General features: G+C 61.3%; 16 protein-coding genes. 11 read left to right on the forward strand and 5 right to left on the reverse strand.

Annotation, left to right across the window (positions count from 1 at the left end; genetic code table 11):
- Positions 1 to 30: 30 nt before the first annotated feature.
- The 4 genes from IFT59_RS01965 to IFT59_RS01980 all read right to left on the reverse strand — a co-directional run bounded on the left by IFT59_RS01965 (position 31) and on the right by IFT59_RS01980 (position 5,899).
- A complete protein-coding gene (locus tag IFT59_RS01965) occupies positions 31 to 1,467 on the reverse strand; it encodes an NAD-dependent succinate-semialdehyde dehydrogenase (RefSeq protein WP_192077721.1) in 1,437 nt (478 codons plus the stop codon).
- Positions 1,468 to 1,663: 196 nt separating this feature from the next.
- On the reverse strand, positions 1,664 to 2,260 hold the full coding sequence (locus IFT59_RS01970; RefSeq protein WP_192085927.1) for a cupin domain-containing protein: 597 nt from the start codon (positions 2,258 to 2,260) through the stop codon (positions 1,664 to 1,666).
- A gap of 139 nt (positions 2,261 to 2,399) precedes the next feature.
- Positions 2,400 to 4,478 (reverse strand): hypothetical protein, encoded by a 2,079-nt coding sequence (locus tag IFT59_RS01975; protein WP_192085929.1) that lies wholly within the window; start codon positions 4,476 to 4,478, stop codon positions 2,400 to 2,402.
- Between the two features lie 245 nt (positions 4,479 to 4,723).
- Positions 4,724 to 5,899 (reverse strand): acyl-CoA dehydrogenase, encoded by a 1,176-nt coding sequence (locus IFT59_RS01980; protein WP_062461376.1) that lies wholly within the window; start codon positions 5,897 to 5,899, stop codon positions 4,724 to 4,726.
- 110 nt (positions 5,900 to 6,009) lie between these two features.
- Here IFT59_RS01980 and IFT59_RS01985 point away from each other — a divergent pair, with 110 nt between their 5' ends.
- Positions 6,010 to 6,927 carry a LysR family transcriptional regulator gene (locus IFT59_RS01985; RefSeq protein ID WP_192085931.1) on the forward strand — a complete coding sequence of 306 codons (918 nt, stop codon included), beginning with the start codon at positions 6,010 to 6,012 and terminating at the stop codon, positions 6,925 to 6,927.
- 59 nt (positions 6,928 to 6,986) lie between these two features.
- On the opposite strand, the gene IFT59_RS01990 is transcribed toward IFT59_RS01985, so the two are convergent.
- Entirely contained in the window at positions 6,987 to 7,910 is a 924-nt protein-coding gene (locus tag IFT59_RS01990) for an NAD(P)/FAD-dependent oxidoreductase (protein ID WP_192085933.1), read from the reverse strand.
- A gap of 129 nt (positions 7,911 to 8,039) precedes the next feature.
- On the opposite strand from IFT59_RS01990, the gene IFT59_RS01995 reads away from it, so the two are divergent.
- The 10 genes from IFT59_RS01995 to IFT59_RS02040 all read left to right on the forward strand — a co-directional run bounded on the left by IFT59_RS01995 (position 8,040) and on the right by IFT59_RS02040 (position 18,310).
- Positions 8,040 to 8,489, forward strand: coding sequence for an Rrf2 family transcriptional regulator (locus IFT59_RS01995; RefSeq protein ID WP_062581994.1), 450 nt, complete (start codon positions 8,040 to 8,042; stop codon positions 8,487 to 8,489).
- Between the two features lie 212 nt (positions 8,490 to 8,701).
- Positions 8,702 to 9,781, forward strand: coding sequence for a LacI family DNA-binding transcriptional regulator (locus IFT59_RS02000; protein ID WP_192085935.1), 1,080 nt, complete (start codon positions 8,702 to 8,704; stop codon positions 9,779 to 9,781).
- Positions 9,778 to 10,800 (forward strand): ABC transporter substrate-binding protein, encoded by a 1,023-nt coding sequence (locus IFT59_RS02005; RefSeq protein WP_192085937.1) that lies wholly within the window; start codon positions 9,778 to 9,780, stop codon positions 10,798 to 10,800. The genes IFT59_RS02000 and IFT59_RS02005 overlap by 4 nt, the downstream gene beginning before the upstream one ends.
- A 131-nt stretch (positions 10,801 to 10,931) precedes the next feature.
- The gene (locus tag IFT59_RS02010) at positions 10,932 to 11,777 is read left to right on the forward strand and encodes an ABC transporter permease (RefSeq protein WP_174196871.1); all 846 of its coding nucleotides are present in this window, start codon (positions 10,932 to 10,934) and stop codon (positions 11,775 to 11,777) included.
- Positions 11,774 to 12,556 carry an ABC transporter permease gene (locus tag IFT59_RS02015; RefSeq protein ID WP_192085939.1) on the forward strand — a complete coding sequence of 261 codons (783 nt, stop codon included), beginning with the start codon at positions 11,774 to 11,776 and terminating at the stop codon, positions 12,554 to 12,556. Before IFT59_RS02010 ends, IFT59_RS02015 begins: the two co-directional genes overlap by 4 nt.
- Entirely contained in the window at positions 12,549 to 13,586 is a 1,038-nt protein-coding gene (locus IFT59_RS02020; RefSeq protein WP_192085941.1) for an ABC transporter ATP-binding protein, read from the forward strand. The genes IFT59_RS02015 and IFT59_RS02020 overlap by 8 nt, the downstream gene beginning before the upstream one ends.
- Before the next feature lie 12 nt (positions 13,587 to 13,598).
- Positions 13,599 to 14,528 carry a nucleoside hydrolase gene (locus IFT59_RS02025; protein WP_192085943.1) on the forward strand — a complete coding sequence of 310 codons (930 nt, stop codon included), beginning with the start codon at positions 13,599 to 13,601 and terminating at the stop codon, positions 14,526 to 14,528.
- The gene (locus IFT59_RS02030) at positions 14,528 to 16,327 is read left to right on the forward strand and encodes an adenine deaminase (RefSeq protein ID WP_192085945.1); all 1,800 of its coding nucleotides are present in this window, start codon (positions 14,528 to 14,530) and stop codon (positions 16,325 to 16,327) included. Before IFT59_RS02025 ends, IFT59_RS02030 begins: the two co-directional genes overlap by 1 nt.
- Before the next feature lie 9 nt (positions 16,328 to 16,336).
- Entirely contained in the window at positions 16,337 to 17,014 is a 678-nt protein-coding gene (locus IFT59_RS02035; protein ID WP_192085947.1) for a phosphoribosyltransferase, read from the forward strand.
- 246 nt (positions 17,015 to 17,260) lie between these two features.
- Positions 17,261 to 18,310, forward strand: a complete 1,050-nt coding sequence (locus tag IFT59_RS02040; RefSeq protein WP_192085949.1) for a dipeptidase — start codon at positions 17,261 to 17,263, stop codon at positions 18,308 to 18,310.
- Positions 18,311 to 18,344: the final 34 nt, after the last annotated feature.

Raw genomic sequence — 18,344 nt, forward strand, 5'->3', positions numbered from 1 at the left:
CGGCCGTTCCGCATTTCACCAATCAGCCGATCAGTTCATCTGGCTGACATACTTCGTTTCCAGATAGGCCGCGACGGCTTCGGAGCCGCCTTCGGTGCCGTAGCCGGAATCCTTGACGCCGCCGAAGGGGACTTCGGGCAGCGCGAGGCCGTTGTGGTTGATGGTCAGCATGCCGGCTTCGACTTCACGGCCGAGTGCGTGGGCGGTCTTGACCGAGCCGGTGAAGGCGTAGGAAGCGAGGCCGAACGGCAGGCGGTTTGCCTCGGTGATGGCTTCTTCATAGGTCGAGAAGCGGTTGACGATGGCGATCGGGCCGAAGGGCTCGTCGTTCATGATCTTGGCTGAGGTCGGCACGTTGGCAAGAACCGTCGGTTCGAAGAAGTTGCCCTTGTTGCCGATGCGCTTGCCGCCGGTCTTCAGTTCGGCGCCGGACGAGACTGCGTCCTGGATCAGCGCTTCCATGGCCGGGATGCGGCGTTCGTTGGCAAGCGGGCCCATCGTGGTGCCGGCGTCCATGCCGTTACCAACCTTGAGGGCTTCTGCAGCCTTGACGAAACCTTCGAGGAACTTGTCGGCGACGCCATCCTGGATAAGGAAGCGGGTGGGCGCGACGCAGACCTGGCCGGCATTGCGGAACTTGGACATAGCGGTCACTTCGATCGCCTTGTCGAGATCGGCGTCATTGAAGATCAGGACCGGTGCGTGGCCGCCGAGTTCCATCGTGGCGCGCTTCATGTGCTTGCCGGCGAGGCTCGCGAGATGCTTGCCGATTGGCGTCGAGCCGGTGAACGAGATCTTGCGGATGACCGGGTGCGGAATGAGATATTCTGAAACTTCCGACGGAATGCCGTAGACCAGGCCGATGACGCCTGCAGGTACGCCGGCATCTGCAAAGGCGCGGATCAGTTCGGCCGGCGATGCCGGAGTTTCCTCAGGTGCCTTGACGATGATCGAGCAGCCGGTGGCAACCGCTGCAGACAGCTTGCGGACGATCTGGTTGATCGGGAAGTTCCACGGCGTAAAGGCTGCGACCGGGCCGACCGGCAGCTTGATCGTCATCTGGTTGACGCCGGAGAAACGGGCCGGAATGATCTGGCCGTAGGTGCGGCGGGCTTCTTCGGCAAACCAGTCGATCGTATCGGCGGCGCCCATGATTTCCATCTTCGACTGGGCAAGCGGCTTGCCCTGTTCGCGGGTCATCATAAAGGCGATGCTATCGGCGCGCTCACGCAGCAGGTCGGCTGCCTTGCGCATCATCTTGGAACGATCGAAGGGCGCGGTGTCGCGCCAGATCTTGAAACCCTTGTCGGCCGCTTCGAGCGCGAGATCGAGATCCGCCTTACGGGCATGGGCAATTTTGCCGATCACTTCGTCGGTCGCGGGATCGGTGACTTCGATTGTCTCGCCGGCGATCGCATCGCGCCATTCGCCGTTGATGAAGAGCTTTACGTCGGGATAGGTCTGCATAGGGTCCACTTTCGTTCGTGAAATTCGCGCAAGGGCAGGGGCCGAGGAGGTTCGTCCGGCCGCCGGCAGAGGTGTCAAATGTTCCGGTGCCTGAGTTAAGACAAAGACGGGAGACAATCAACGGCGGGCATCGAATAAGTCATACTTATATCGATTAAACCGGGCAGCGTTATCAGCTGCCGTGCCCCCGCGTGCTCTATAGATAGGGAGGCGTGACGGCGCTGACCACCTCGCAGCGCACAGGTCCGACATTTCGGTAGCGATGCGGCAGGCGGCTGTCGAACAGATAGGCATCGCCGCGCTTCAGGATACGGGTCTGGGTGCCGACGGTGACTTCCAGTTCGCCGGCAACAACGACGCCGCCTTCCTCCGCCTCGTGGGAAAGCATGGTTTCGCCGGTATCGGCGCCCGGCTCGTAGAATTCGTGAAACACCTGCACGCTGTGATATTTGGCATCACCCACCTGCAACAGCGTCAGCGCGCCTGTCGACAAGGGCGTCAGTTCGTCGGCGCGGTAAAAGATCTGGTCGACGGGCGGCAGCGTCAGCGCGAAGAAATCGGTCATCGGATAGTTGATCGCTTCCAGGATCTTCTTCAGCGATGCGACCGAGGGGCTGACCTTGTTCTTTTCAATCAGCGACACCAGCGAATGGGTAACACCGGCCTTCACCGCCAGGGCCCGCTGCGACAGCCCGTGCGCCTGGCGCACCAGCCGGAGCCGATCGCCGACATCGAACGCCGCTTCGGGTTCGCTGTGCGGGTTATCGGTTTCCGGTTTTTCCGTTCCGTGCATTCTTCGCGCGCGCCTTCATGCATCGCCACGCCCGAGCGGCGGCAGGGACTTGTGATACACCGAAGGGTGGGAGATGGCCAATGACGAAAAGCGGCGTGGGTGGTGAGGGGGTATGGGGTGTTTGGGATGGGTGAAGAGCCTAGTTCTCTGTCTTGGTTTCTCCAATCAAAATTTCCTCCTGCCGTGATCGAAACATCTTTGACACCTGAGCCGCCTTATCGGCCTCGTCCGCGTCTTCAACCCACGGCCAAGCTAACGGCAGAAGGCCGTCGATAGGCCCTTCGGTGCTAATGCTATCAACAATGACATACCAGCGGTCGCTTTTGGTTTCGTACTTGTGCTTTCTGCCGATAGCTGCCGCCGCGGCGTGGCTTCGTTCCGAAGCGTCCAAGGTAACTGCATATGTAAGCCCGCCGCTTTCAGTTGGGAGGGAAAATGCCTTGAGCGCTTTCCTTGTCTTTGCGACCTCGTCCCGAAGCATTGCAATGTTACTGCCAACCTCTTTAAGAGCCGCACCCGAAAACTCATAAAGCTCGATCACAACTGCTGCGATTTCGGGAGGAGCGGTCCTCAAATCCGAAAGAAGCTCCCTGATTATCGGGATTTCTATCGTTTCCAATACGCCCTTGGGCCGCTTTGGCTCGACGCCCATATCGGCGGAGATCATGTAGTCGTCCACAACCGTTGCGAAGTCGCGGTCTATCACCATGAAATCCGCCTCAGGCAGTAGCGCCAGTTTTGCCCGTATATGATAGCCAAGGAAGTTATGCTCGCTATCCGATATGATGCGGTCAAAAACGTCGCCGCGGGCCTTCAAATAGAAGAGCATCTCGATAGGCGACGGCAGCATGCGCGATGCACAATCAAAAAACCCCATATCCCAAATGACTGGGGCTGGATCGCCTTTTTTTCGTTCGAGCATGGAACGCGACAGGTTTGTGGCGGCGGGGAACATATCGCTTAGCAGCACGATCGGAAATACCCGAGGGAACTTGGGGAGGCGGATGGTCATTCCGTCAGCATCCACACATTTGATGCCTGCCTTGATCAGTTCGCCACTCGCCAATGCCTGCTCATAGGGATCCTTGATAGCTCCCTTGAAATCCGTCTTAAGCGCTTCTGGATCGCCCGCGCGCGCTTTGAGAGTAATCCGCTTGGATTTCGCCTGAACCACCAAGACAAATTCACCATACCGGACGAGAACGTCGACTTCTTCGCCCTTGTTATTTGCGGCCTCGGGAAAACGAGCATTTAAGAAGACGTTTTCGTCTCCAAAAACCTTACGCATGACATGCGCCGCCGTTTCCTCAAGAAAGAGCCCGCGGTTTGCCGCCGCCTCGTCACAATAATCCTTGTCCCCAACCATCCAGTAGAAAGGACTCTCATAGATGGACTCCATCAGCCGATATTGGCTGGGCACATAGAGGTATTCACCAAAGTCGATTAATGGCGCGATAAAGGTGCTGTTGATTGAAAACGGTGTACTGAAACCTACGTTCGAACCTATGACAGGCGTTGCAAACTTGGCGATGAAATCCTTGCCCTTCGAACCAAATTTCTTGCTCAAAACAGCTTTTGAGATGAGCAAGCTGTTAGTAAGGTCGCCGTTATCAGGCGCTTCGCCCGCCCTGCGCGCGCGACCGGTGGCATCCATTTGAGCCGTTATCTGCCCGACTATAAATGTCGCTATCTCAATCATCGGCCGGATTGAGATACCCGCCTTCTGCAATAGCCATGTACCGTCGGCTCTGTATCGATGCCGTGCAAACTTTGCGAACTGATGGATGTAGAAGCTTGCTGCACCATAATAGATAGCCTCCCGCGCAAACATGCCTAAAGACTCTGGCTTCTCAAGGAACTTTCGAGATTCTGGATCAAACACCGATGCCGCGTCAGCGTTAATCCTGTCGTGCAACTCACGCAGCAAGCGATCCGCCTCTGAAGAAAATCCTGATTTGACTTTGATATTGGCGTAGGTGCGGTTGTCGGGCGCCTGAACGAGCAACCCTAACAAGAGTAGCAGTTCGTTGGTGTTGAGCTTGTCCGAGGACCACCTGTCCGAGGGCGCGTCCGTAACTTTGCCCTCTTTCAGGTCGACATTCACCACCCAGTCGCGATAAATTATTTCGGAGATGTCGTGGAGTGCTCCGTCGGCCTGTGCGAGTGACCGCAAATCTTCGAAAATGGCATCCATTGATCTGGGTGTTACATCGGTCATGGTTGCTCTCCCTCGACACACATGATGTGACAATTCCAGTGGGGGGCGCTAGCAAATTTTGTCGCCTTCTCGCGACCTTCTCTGAGGAGCCAAGACCTGTAACTTCAACCTAGGGATAGGTAGCGGCAAGTCGAAAACATCAATCTCGATGTCCCTTCCCCCCAAACCAACCATCCCGACCTCGCGCAAAAAAGCCCGGCACGCAAAAGCGGGCCGGGCATGCTGCGGTTTCACCAAATCCCGCCTCAGAAAAACGCCTGAATCCCCGTCTGCGCACGGCCTAAAATCAGCGCATGGACGTCATGCGTGCCTTCATACGTGTTGACCGTTTCGAGGTTCTGGGCGTGGCGCATGACGTGGTATTCGATCTGGATGCCGTTGCCGCCGTGCATGTCGCGGGCTTGGCGGGCGATGTCGAGTGCCTTGCCGCAATTGTTGCGCTTGACGATGGAGATCATTTCCGGGGCCATCTTGTGCTGGTCCATCAGCTGGCCGACGCGAAGCGATGCCTGTAGCCCGAGCGTGATTTCGGTCTGCATGTCGGCAAGCTTCTTCTGGTAGAGCTGGGTGCCGGCGAGCGGCTTGCCGAACTGCTTGCGATCCAGCCCATACTGGCGGGCGCGGAACCAGCAGTCTTCGGCAGCGCCCATCACGCCCCAGGAAATGCCGTAGCGGGCGCGGTTGAGGCAACCGAACGGACCTTTCAGGCCCGACACGTTGGGCAGGATGGCATCTTCGGTCACCTCGACGCCGTCCATGACGATTTCGCCTGTGATCGAGGCGCGCAGAGAAAGCTTGCCGCCGATCTTCGGGGCCGAAAGACCCTTCATGCCCTTTTCGAGCACAAAGCCGCGGATCTCGTTGTTATGGGCTTCCGATTTCGCCCAGACGACGAAGACGTCGGCGATCGGTGCGTTGGAGATCCAGGTTTTTGCGCCGCGCAGGCGATAACCACCCTCGATTTTTTCGGCGCGGGTCTTCATGCCGCCGGGGTCGGAGCCGGCGTCCGGTTCGGTCAGGCCGAAACAGCCGATCAGATCACCGGAGACGAGGCCGGGCAGATACTTCTGTTTCTGCTCATCGGAGCCGTAGGTGAAGATCGGATAGATCACCAGCGAGGACTGGACGCTCATCATCGAGCGATAGCCAGAGTCGATGCGCTCGATCTCGCGGGCGACGAGGCCGTAGGCGACGTAGGAGGCGTTGGCTGCGCCATATTCCTCGGGCAGCGTCACGCCGAGAAGGCCGGTCTGGCCCATCAGCTTGAACAGGTCCTTGTCGGTGGTCTCGTCGAGATAGGCATCGTTGATGCGGGGCGCGAGTTCGGCCTTGGCAAAGCTTGCGGCCGCATCGCGGATCATCCGCTCTTCGTCGCTCAGTTGGTCTTCGATGAGAAAGGGATCGTTCCAGTTAAACGCCATGCTTCTCGGGCCTCCGGATTTCAGCAATTCTGTTGATGGCGATTATCGCCGTGGGGCGCGCAAGGGCAAGACCCGTTTACTCAAGCCGTCATGATCTATAGTCATAGGGCATGCTCACCCTGTCGCGAAAGCTTCTGCCGTCCACCTCGGCGCTTGCCGCCTTCGATTCCGTTGCCAGGCTCGGCAGTTTTTCGGCGGCTGCCGAAGAGCTGTCCTTGACCCAAGGGGCTATCAGCCGGCAGGTTTCCGGGCTCGAGGAGCAGCTGGGCATGTCGCTGTTCGAGCGCACCAGCCGCGGCGTGGTGCTGACCGAGACCGGGGCGGACTATGCCAAATCGATCAGCGTGGCGCTCTCTCAGATCCGCTCGGCCTCGCTTGCCGCCATGAGCAAACGACATGGCGACCAGCTGAACCTTGCGATATTGCCGACCTTCGGCACCCGCTGGCTGATGCCGCGCATTCCGCAATTCGTCGCCCGGCATCCGCAGGTGACGCTGAATTTCGCGACCCGCATCGGCGTGTTCGATTTCGACCGCGAAGGCATCGACATGGCGATCCATGTGGGCACGCCCGACTGGCCGGGGGCCGAGTGCACCTATCTGATGAGCGAAATGGTGGCGCCCGTCTGCTCGCCGGAGTTTCTGGCCAGCCACCCGATCCGCGCGGGCGAAGACCTGCTGCGGCTGCCGCTTCTGCACATGGCATCGCGCCCCGGCGCCTGGAGCCACTGGTTCGCAAGCCTTGGCATCGACACGGCACCCTCCCAGGCAATGCGCTTTGAACAGTTCTCAAGCGTTGCGCAGGCGGCGATTGCGGGGCTGGGCGTGGCGCTGATGCCGCTGTTCCTGATCGATTCCGAACTGGCGAGCGGCCAGCTCGTCGAAGCCTTCCCGCATGAAGTTACGAGCCCCAGCGCCTATTACGCGGTCGCACCCATCAGCAAACGCGATTTTAGGCCGGTGGTGGCGTTTCGGGAGTGGCTGCTGGAGGAGGTGGCGCGGTATGGGCAGGAGGTGGTGGGGTGGTGAAGGGTGACGGAACGGTGCGTCCCGCCCCTTCACCATGATCCATCCATCGCTCCTTGAGCCTATTCATCGTTGATGGTCGCAAACAGCAACGACCGGTGAACAGCCACACCCGCCAGGCTTCCATCGCCGACCGCGAGTGCAACAGAGGCCATCGGCCGCGCGGCGTCGCCGCAGGCGAAGACGCCGGGCAGGCTGGTTTCCTTCATCGCATCAGTCTTGATGGTGGCGCCAAGGGGGCCTTGTTCCATGTCGAGGCCGAGCTGCTGCGCGATCGAGGTGGAGACCTCGAAGGGAGCAAGCGCGAACAGGCCGGAGAAAGACAGGGTCCTTCCATCTACAAGCTGTACATCGGCGTGATCGGTGAGGGCCTTCACGGGGGAGCGCTCGATGACGACGCCGCGCGCTGCGAGGGATTGAAGCTGATCTCTATCCGGCTCGAATGCCTGGTTGAGAAGCAGGGTTGTCGGTCCCCAATCGGGAAGCATCAGCGCATGGTGCATCGAGAGCGCTGAGCCGGCGATGACGCCGATCTTGCCCTGGTTGAGTTCGTAGCCGTGGCAGTAGGGGCAATGGAACACGCTTTTGCCCCAACGCTCCTTCAGCCCCTCGATGTCAGGAAGAATGTCGCGTACGCCCAGCGCCAGAATCAGCCGGCGTGAACGGTAACGCGTGTCTCTCACCAAAACGGTGACATGAGCCGCTCCGGAGCCTTTCTCACCGTTGTGCTGAACGGTATCTGCGCGACCCGAGACCCAATCCACCGTTGGGTACTCCATGACCTGTGACCGGGCCTCGGCTGCAATTTCAGCGGGATTGACACGGTCCTGGGTGAGGAAGCCATGCGAGTGGGATGCAAACCGATTGCGCCTGAGGCCTTCGTCGATCATCAGAACCTTTCGACGCGCGCGGCCGAGTTGAAGCGCTGCCGACAGGCCGGCGTAGCTGCCTCCGATGATGATGACGTCGTAGATCGTGTCGCTCATGACTTTCTCCTTTATCTCGCAACAACATAAGTGTCATGAAAAGATGGGTCAAGCCTCATGACACTTCGATTGTATCGTGAATAACGATCGTGCTAGTGTCGGTTGGGAAAGCACGAGAGGGAGCATAGGATGAGGCAGGACAGTCGGCTATCGCGCATGCTGCATGTGTTGATCCATATGGGGCGACATGACGGGGCGATGACATCCGAGATGATCGCACAGATGCTCGACGCCAACCCTGTCGTCATCCGGCGAACCATGGCGGGACTGCGCGACGAAGGGTATGTCAGCTCCGTAAAAGGGCATGGTGGCGGCTGGACGCTGGCGCGTCCTCTCGAGGAGCTGACGCTTCTCGATATCTACCGGGCGGTCGGAGAACCGTCGATCTTTGCGGTTGGACCCGCTTACGACATGCCGGGATGTCCGATCGAACAGGCGGTCAACGGGACTTTGACGGACGTCTTCAACGAAGCAGAGGAGCTGCTGCGCAAGAGGTTTGCCGGGGTAACGCTTGCCGATATTGCCAACGGGTTTCAAGGCTCAAGCGAACAGGACGGCGGTCAACGATGCACGCCATGACCGCAGGCGACATCCCAGCCATGTCTTCGACCGCGGATTGACCCCTTAGTAGACCAAGCCCTCTGCTTCACGCTGGGTGTGCCCCAAGCCCATGCTGTGGTGCCGGATTTTCGCTCTGGCCGCCCAGGGTGTGAGTTTTCAACCATTCGGCGGGACTCGACTCCTCATCCGTTTTCTGCTTTTCTGATTAAACGATTAATCAGAGCGCCTCGATGGCTCCCATCCGCCCCGGTTCGAACATGAGTGCGATAGCGAGCGCCCTTGGCGTGTCGGCGGCGACCGTGTCGAATGCGCTTTCGGGCAAGGGGCGGGTTTCGCCGGAGCTTGGGGCGAGGATCCGGGCGAAGGCGGAAGAGCTTGGGTATGTGCCGAGCGTGACGGCGCGGGCGCTTCGCACGGGGCGCAGCCGCGTCATCGGGCTGGTGCTTCCCGATATTGCCAATCCGCTTTTCCCGCAGATTGCCCAGGCGATCGAGAATGCTGCAGCCGATGCCGGTTACGGCGTTTTGATCGCCGACAGCCGTGGCGACAGTTCGATGCAGACGCTTGCGATCCAGCGGCTGGTCGAGCGCCAGGTCGACGGGATCGTCATCGTGCCGCGGCTCGGTACCCGCATTGCCGACCTCGGTTGCCCGGTCGCCGTCATCGACAGCCCGTCGACTCCAGGCAACACGGTTTCTTCCGATCATTGGCAGGGTGGCCAGGTGGTTGCCGATCATCTGGTCTCGCTCGGTCACCGGAATTTCGTGCTGATTGGCGCCAGTCCGCTTTCGAACGTTCAGAACGACCGCATCGGCGGCATGAAATCGCGGCTGCCGAAGGGTGCCCGTGTCGAGACGATCTGGATCGAAAAGCTTGAGGCGCTTTCTGGAGCCGGATGTTCGCTTGGGTTGAAGCAGAAGGTCGAGCTCGGTTTTACCGCGTTTGCCGCCACGAGCGATCTGCATGCGCTGCGTGCGCTGACGGAACTGCAGCAGGCCGGCATCCGCATTCCGCAGCAGGCAAGCGTTACCGGTTTCGACGATCTCGTCTGGTCGTCGGTGGTTTCGCCCGGCCTTACCACCGTGCGTCAGGATATGGCGGCGATCGCCGAGATTGCCGTCGGCGCGCTGGTCGGTGTGATCGGCGACGATGCGGCCGAGCCTGATGCCGCGACCATCACGGTCGGCGTCACTGCCGTTGCAAAGACCGATCGCGTGCCGATGACACTCGTTGCCCGCCAGACCACCGCATCCGTTTCCAGCCCCGATTTTTCACCCGCATCCCCAGCCTTGGAAGGGAATGACCCATGAAGACCCTGATTACCGCATCCGCCGCAGTTTTGCTTGCCACGACAGGCCTTGCCCAGGCCCAGGAAAAGACGCTGACCATTTCCGTCTATGCGCTGGCGCAGGACGAATACAAGCAGATCGTCTATGATCCTTTCCAAGCGATCTGCGGCTGCAAGCTGGTGGTCGAGACGGGCAACAGCGTCGAGCGGGTTGCCAAGATGGAGGCCAACAAGGCCAATCCGGTCATCGACATGGCCGTCGTCTCGATGGCCGATGCGCTGTCCGCGTCCCGCAAGGATCTGACCGACACGATCGACACGGCCAAGCTCAAGAGCTTCAACGCGCTGTACGACATCGCCAAGGATCCGAACCAGGACGGCAAGAGCGTCGGCTACACGTTCTACGCCAACTCGATCGTCTACCGCTCCGACAAGATGAAGATTGAAAGCTGGGCGGATCTGTTCAAGCCGGAATATGTCGGCCATATCGCGTTTCCGAACATCACCACCAATGGCGCGGCACCAACGCTCTACATGCTCGGCCAGGCGCTGGGCAAGGATACGCCTGACCTTGCAGCCCCGATTGCGACGATCGGCGAAAACAAGGACGAGATCGTCACCTTCTACGAGAAGTCCTCGCAGCTGGTGCAGCTGATGAAGCAGGAAGAGATCTGGGCGGCACCGGCCGGGCGTTTCGCCTGGGCGCCGTTTACCAAGCTCGGCCTGCCGATGGCATGGGCGACGCCTAAGGAAGGCCAGGCGGGCGGCATGAATGTCATGGTCGTCACCAAGGGTTCCAAGAACCGCGACCTGGCGCTGCAGTTCATGGATTTCTGGCTGTCGACCGAGATCCAGACCAAGCTTGCCGAGAAGCTGGTGGACAGCCCTGCCAACAGCGAGGTGAAGGTGTCGGACGCGATCGCCGGCAATCTCACCTTCGGCAAGGCAACCGCCGAAAGCCTCAAGTTCATCCCCTCGGCCATCGCTCTCGATAACCGCGCCGGCTGGATCAAGACCTGGAACGACAAGGTCGGGCAGTAAGCTTCAGCAAACCGCGCGCCTTGCGGCGCCGCAAACCTTTCGGCCCGGGTTCCGGGCTGAAAGGGCGCGACCTGCGAAGCGCGCGGGAATGATGACGAGACACAGTTCGACGATACCACCGGAGACCAAGCATGTTTCAAAACCGGGCCGAGGCGTTTGCACTGGCGCTGCCTGCCGCGATTTTCGCGGCGGCGGTGTTTATTGTGCCCGTGCTGATCCTGCTGTCCGATGGGTTCAGGAGCCTTGATGGCGGCTGGACGTTTGCGGCTTACGGCGAGTTCTTCTCCTCGCCGCTCAATCAGGCGGTGTTTCTGCGCACACTGAAACTCGGCGCGCTGGTGACGGTGGTTTCGGCGGTGATCGGCTATGCGGCGGCGTTTTCCATTGTCAGCCTGTCGCCCGCCGCAAAGGGACGGATGACAGGGCTTGTCGTTTTGCCGCTGATGATCTCGCCGGTGGCGCGCACCTATGCATGGATCGTCATTCTCGGCCGGACCGGCATCGTCAACCAGGCCTTCCAGGCGCTGGGGCTGAGCGAGGCGCCGCTGCGCATCCTGTTTTCCGAAACGGCGATCTTTATCGGCCTGCTGCAGCTGTTCCTGCCGCTGATGATCATCTCGCTGATCTCGGCGCTCGAGAATATGCCGAAGGATGCGGTTCCGGCAGCACGGGTGCTCGGCGCCAACTGGTTCCAGGTGTTCTGGAAGGTGATCCTGCCGCTCACCAAGGAAGGTCTCGTGATTGGGGGAACGCTGGTCTTCACCGGTTGCCTCACCGCCTATATCACGCCGGCCATCCTTGGCGGCTCCAAGGTGCTGATGCTGGAAACGCTGATGTACCAGCAGGTTGCCGTCAGCAACAATTTTGTCGCCGCAAGCGTCATCGCCTGCATCCTGATCGTCATGAGCTTTGCCGCCAACCTTCTCCTGAAGCGGGTGGCAACGGCGCGCAACACGCAGAGAAAGGCCGCCCGATGACCGCTCGCAGCCTGTTCGTCCCCGCCACGCTATTTCTGCTCGCGACCTTTCTTATCGGGCCGTTCCTGATCATCGTCGCGGCGTCGTTTTCGGCCGGCGAGACGCTGGCCTTTCCGCCGCAGGGCTTTTCGCTGCAATGGATCCTCAAGGTCTTCACGGTCGAAAGTTTCCGCGCCTCGTTCGCGATGTCGATTTTTCTGGCGATCGGCGGCACGGCGGCAGCGCTGGTGCTTGGCATTCCCGCATCCTACGCGCTGTCGCGCTACCGGCTGCCGGGGGCAGAAATCATCCGCACCATCGTTTCGGCGCCGATCATCGTACCCGGCATCATCGTCGGCCTTTCGCTGCTGCGCTATGTGGTCGTGCCGTTCGGCGTCGGCATCACGCTTGCGCTGTTTCTCGCCCATACCGCGCTGATCCTGCCCTATGCGGTGCGCGTCGTTTCGGCGAGCCTCGACAACCTGCGCTCGGATATCGAGGAGGCGGCGGTGTTGCTTGGTTCCTCCCGGCTTGGTGCCTTCTTCCGGGTGGTCATGCCCAACATCAAGGGCGGCATTCTTTCGGCCTTCATCCTCGGCTTCGTCACCTCGTTCAACCAGGTGCCCGTATCGCTGTTCCTGTCCGGTCCCGGCGTGCGCACGCTGCCGATCGACATGATGGCCTATATGGAAATCGTCTTCGATCCGTCGGTTGCGGCGCTCTCGTCGCTGCTCGCCTTCCTGTCCATCGGCATCGTTTTTGCTGCTGAACGCTTTCTCGGATTTTCCCGCTATGTCTGATCAATCCTATCTCTCGCTTGAAAAGCTGACGCTTGCCTATGGCGACAGCGTGGCCGTTGCCGATCTCGACCTGTCGGTCCGGCGTGGCGAACTCATCGCGCTACTCGGCCCCTCCGGCTGCGGCAAGACGACGACCATGCGGGCAATCGCCGGGCTGTTGCCGGTGAAATCCGGCAAGGTCATTCTCGACGGCGAGGACATGACGCGCACGGCGCCGAACAAGCGTGCCGTCGGGCTGGTGTTCCAGTCCTACGCACTGTTCCCGCATCTCTCCGTCTACGAAAACGTTGCCTTCGGGTTGCGGCTGAAGGGCATGAAGGGTGCGGAACTGGATGCCAAGGTGCAGTCCGGCATCGCCTCCGTCGGGCTTGCAAAATTTGCCGACCGCAAGCCGGCCGAGCTTTCCGGCGGCCAGCAGCAGCGCGTGGCGCTGGCGCGCTCGATGGTGATGGAGCCGAAGGTTCTGCTGCTCGACGAGCCGCTGTCCAATCTCGATGCCCGGCTGCGGCTGGAAATGCGTACCGAATTGCAGCGCGTCCAGCGCGAGACTGGCGTGACGATGATCTTCGTTACCCACGACCAGGCCGAAGCCCTGTCGCTTGCCGACCGGATCGTTGTGATGAAGAACGGCGCGATCGAGCAGATCGGCACGCCGGAAGATATCTACAACCGGCCGACCTCCTCCTTCGTGGCGGATTTCGTCGGTTTCGAGAACATCTTCCGGCTCGAAGGCGGTGCGCTGAAGACGGAAAATGGCAGCGTTCCGCTCTCGGTTGCACCCGGCAGCGAGGCGCTTTCAGCTGCGGGTCTCGCCTGGCGTCCGCGCATGGTGACGCTTGGAACCGGTCCGTTTCGCGGAACCGTGCGCGGCACATCGTTTGCCGGCCATTCCCGCGAATATTTGCTGGACAGCGCGCTCGGTCCGATCAAGGCTGAGGTGGATGCTTCCGAACCGGTGCATGTGTCCGGCTCGGACCTGTCCTTCGACCTGCCGGTACACAAGGCCGCGCAACTTTCGCGCATTGCCTGAGGAGATATAGCCATGGGCATCTGGATCGACACCGATATGGGCTTCGACGACATCGCAGCGATCATGGTCGCAGCGCATGCCGGCCTCGGCGTGGACGGGGTTTCGCTTGTGTTCGGCAATGCACCGATTGAACGGGTGCGCGGCAATGCGGCCGGTGCCTGTGCGGCCTTCGTCTGGCCGTTCCCGGTTCACGCGGGCCGCGCCTTTCCGGTGATGGGCAGGCTTGAGACGGCGCAGGACGTGCTGGGCGATGAAGGCATGCCGAGCGCCGGTCTGCACCTGCCGGACATGCCCGACACATTTCACGACGATGCTTTCGAGGCGCTGTGCCGGTGGCTGGAAACGAGCGACGGCGACGCGCGCCGGATCCTGGCCCTTGGGCCGCTCACCAATATCGCAGCCGTTGCGCTGGCACGGCCGGATCTTGCCGCCAAAATCACCGATCTCACCTGGATGGGCGGAAGCCTGACGGCCGGCAATCACACCGCATCTGCCGAATTCAACGCCTATGCCGATCCGGAAGCGGTTGCGATCGTGCTTGCGCATCAGATCCCGCTCAGGATGGTCGATCTCGATATCTGCCGCAGGGTTTTGTGCTTTCCGGATGACGTGGCGCCGATCCGCGCTGCCGGCGGACGCAATGCGACGCTGGTGGCCGATCTTCTGGCCGGCTTCGTCGAGATCGCCACCAGCCGCGGCCGGCCGGCGATGGCGCTTTACGATGCGGTTGCCGCTTTCGCCTTCGCCTATCCGGATCACGTCACCTGGCGCGAGGCGCGCATCGACATGGAAACCGCCGGTACCGTGACGCGTGGGCGGACCGTGGTGGAGACCCGGGCGGCCAAGGTTAGCGGTTTCAACGGATCCTATGCGGCCGAGATAGACGTCGAAAAGGCGCGCGATACGATCCTTGAAACCCTCAAGGCGGAGGCAACGTGGTGATGAGCGGCGAGATGAAGACCATCGTGACTGACATCTACGGGTTTACCGATGCGGGCTTGCGCGACCGGGCAGTGATCGCTGCCCGCGGTGATGCGCCTTTCGACATCCTGATCACCGGCGGCACCCTGGTCGACATGGTGACGGGCGAACTCCGCGCAGCCGATATCGGCCTTGTCGGACCGCTGATTGCCAGCGTCCACGCGCCGGCAAGCCGCAGCGATGCGGACCGTGTGATCGATGCCGGCGGAGCCTTCGTGTCGCCGGGGCTGATCGATACGCATATGCATATCGAAAGCTCGATGGTAACGCCCGCCACCTACGCACAAACCGTGCTGCCGCGCGGGGTGACGACCGTCGTGTGGGATCCGCACGAATTCGGCAACGTCAACGGTATCGAGGGCGTGTGCTGGGCGGTCGAGGCGGTCAAATCGCTGCCGCTGCGGTGCCTGGTTCTTGCGCCGTCCTGCGTGCCATCGGCGCCGGGGCTCGAAATGGCGGGCGCCAGTTTCGACGCTGATGCGATCGAGGAAATGCTTTACTGGCCGAAGATCGCCGGTCTGGCCGAAGTGATGAACATGCGCGGCGTGATTGATCGCGACCCGCGCATGAGCGAGATCGTCCAAGTGGCGCTGGCTGCGGAAAAGCTGGTCTGCGGCCATGCCCGCGGGCTTGCCGATGCGGATCTCAATGCCTTCATGGCATCCGGCATCACCTCCGACCACGAGCTTGTTTCCGGCGCCGACCTGATCGCCAAGCTGCGCGCCGGACTGACGGTGGAGCTGCGCGGCAGCCATGACCATCTTCTGCCGGAGTTCGTCGCAGCGCTTGGCGAACTCGGCCGTCTGCCGCAGACGCTGACGCTTTGCACCGACGACGTGTTTCCCGACGATCTCGTCGATGGCGGCGGGCTGGACGATGTGGTGCGCAGGCTGGTGCGCTACGGCATGAAGCCGGAATGGGCGCTTCAGGCCGCAACGCTGAACGCGGCCCAGCGCATCGGACGCGCCGATCTCGGCCTGATTGCCGCCGGGCGTCGTGCCGATATCGCCATCTTCGAGGATCTCACGGAATTTCGCCCCCGGCATGTGCTGGCCAGCGGTACGGAAGTTGGCTGCCGCGGAGCGATTTCGGTCGAGATCAAACCGACCGATCCGGCCCCGCTGACGGCTTCGGTCAAGCTCAAGCCTTTGCAGGCAGACGATTTCCGGGTTCGGTCGGAGGGCACGAAGGTGCGCCTTGCCACGATCGACCGGCCACGGTTCACCCGCTGGGGGACAGCGGATGCCGATGTCGTCGATGGTTTCGTGGTGCCGCCTGAGGGTGCGACACTGATTGCCGTGACCCACCGCCACGGCCGGGCGGACTGCCGCACCCGGGTCGGTTTCCTCACCGGCTGGGGCACATGGCGCGGCGCTTTTGCCACCACGCTTGCGCATGACAGCCATAACCTGACCGTGTTCGGCGCCGATCCAGTCGATATGGCCGTTGCCGCCAATGCGGTGATTTCTGCCGGCGGCGGCATGGCGGTGGCGATCAACGGCAAGGTGGAAGTCCTGCTGCCGCTGCCGCTTTCCGGCCTGGTTTCGGAAGCGCCGATGGAAGAAGTGGCCGACGGCTTTCGGGCCATCCGCGCCGCGATGGACGGCATTGTCGACTGGACGCCGCCCTATCTCGTGTTCAAGGCCTGCTTCGGCGCAACGCTTGCCTGCAATCCCGGGCCGCACCAGACCGACAGGGGCATCGCCGATGTCGCAACAGGCAAGGTGCTGGAAAGCCCCGTTCTCGAAATTCTCGGATAAGGGGCGTTCATGCAGCCGCACGACTTCTGGCAGGAGATGCATCCGGCGGGCACGTTTTCATGCGAGGCGCCGTTTTCTGGGTTCTTTCCCGTCAGCCTCGATGACGGGCGGCAGCTGCGCCTGCCGATCCGCCCGCTTTCCGACGGCAAACACGCGCTCGCCTCGCTGATCATCAACCAGGCGAGTTTCGAGGTGCAGGATGCGCTGGCTGCGGACCTTGCAAAGAAGCTCGAACCCTACCGCCCCGACGTGATCGTCGGCCTGCCGACGCTCGGCCTCACTCTGGCGGCAGCCGTCGCCCGCGCGCTCGGCCTGCCACGCTACGTTCCCCTCGGGACCTCCCGCAAATTTTGGTACGACGAGGCGATGTCCGTGCCGCTATCATCGATCACCACGCCCGACCAGGTGAAGCGCCTCTATGTCGATCCGCGCATGCTGCCTCTCATCACGGGCAAGCGCGTGGTGCTGGTGGACGACGTCATTTCCTCCGGTACCTCGATCGTCGCCGGTCTGACGCTGCTGGCGTCGCAGGGCATCGAACCGGTCGCGATCGGGGCGGCAATGCTGCAATCGGTGCGCTGGCATGACAGGCTCGACGGGTATGGCGCCGAGTGGCGGGAGAAGGTCGTGGGAGTGTTCGGGACGCCGATGCTGGTGACGGCGGGTGAGGGGTTGTGGGGTTTGTGATGTCTGTCCAAAAAGTGTTCTCTCACGCGAAGGACTTCGCGCGGCTGGGTTCCTGTGACGAGCAAAGTGATGAGGGAGCTTGTCACAGGAATCCAGTGCCATCGCGTCCGCAATGCGGGGAGCTCTTGATTGGCTATGATTTCGACAGGTGCATCAGAGCGCATTTCCACCTTGCGAAACACGGCCGGCGGGATAGGATCGCGATCACCCACCGCTTCTGACAATCACGATATCGGGAATGAAATCATGCAATTGGTGTTCGACGGCCATAACGATGTGCTTTTGCGGCTTTGGCGGAACATGAAGGCTGGTGGGGATCCGGTGGCGGAGTTTGCCGGGGGGACGGCGGGGGGGCATATTGATGCGCCGCGCGCGAAAAAGGGCGGTCTTGGTGGGGGGCTTTGTGCCATCTACATTCCCTCGGGCGATCTGGTTCTGTCGGATCCGGATGCGGATGGATATTATGCGACGCCGCTGGCGGCGCCGCTCGATTATGCGCCGTCGCTGGATATAGCGCTGGAAATGGCCTCCATCGCGCTGCGGCTAGACCGGGCAGGGGCTTGGCGGTTGTGCCGGTCGGTGGCGGAGATCCGCAAGGCGATGGCGGATGGTGTGTTTGCGGCGGTGATGCATATGGAGGGCTGCGAGGCGATCGATGTGGATCTTGTCAATCTCGACGTGTTCCATGCGGCGGGCTTGCGGTCGCTCGGGCCGGTATGGAGCCGCCACAACATTTTTGGCCATGGCGTGCCGTTTGCCTTTCCGATGACGACCGATACGGGGCCGGGGCTGACCGATGCCGGCTTCCGGCTGGTGACGGAATGCAATCGTCTCGGGATCGCGATCGATCTTTCGCATATCACCGAAAAGGGGTTCTGGGATGTGGCGAAGACCAGCGACCAGCCGCTGATCGCCAGCCATTCCAACGCGCATGCGCTGACGCCGGTTGCCCGCAACCTGACGGACAGGCAGATGGACGCGATCAAGGAAAGTGGCGGTCTGGCCGGGCTGAACTATGCGGTGACCATGCTGCGGCCCGACGGGCGCGACGATGCGGCGACCCCGCTTTCCGACATGGTGCGCCACATCAACTACATGGTCGAGCGGATGGGGATCGACTGCGTGGCGCTTGGATCGGACTTCGACGGCGCCACGATACCGCAGCAGATCAGCGATGCTGCAGGCAATCAAAATCTGGTTGCGGCCCTCAAAACTGAGGGATACGCTGACGAGGATCTCGCAAAGCTTTGCCGTGAAAACTGGTTGAGGGTTCTGGGCAAGGCTTGGCAGGAATAGGCTCGGAAGACGGGCTTCGAACGGGTTAGAAACA

The organism is Rhizobium sp. CFBP 8752, from assembly GCF_014842035.1.
GTDB lineage: Bacteria > Pseudomonadota > Alphaproteobacteria > Rhizobiales > Rhizobiaceae > Neorhizobium > Neorhizobium soli.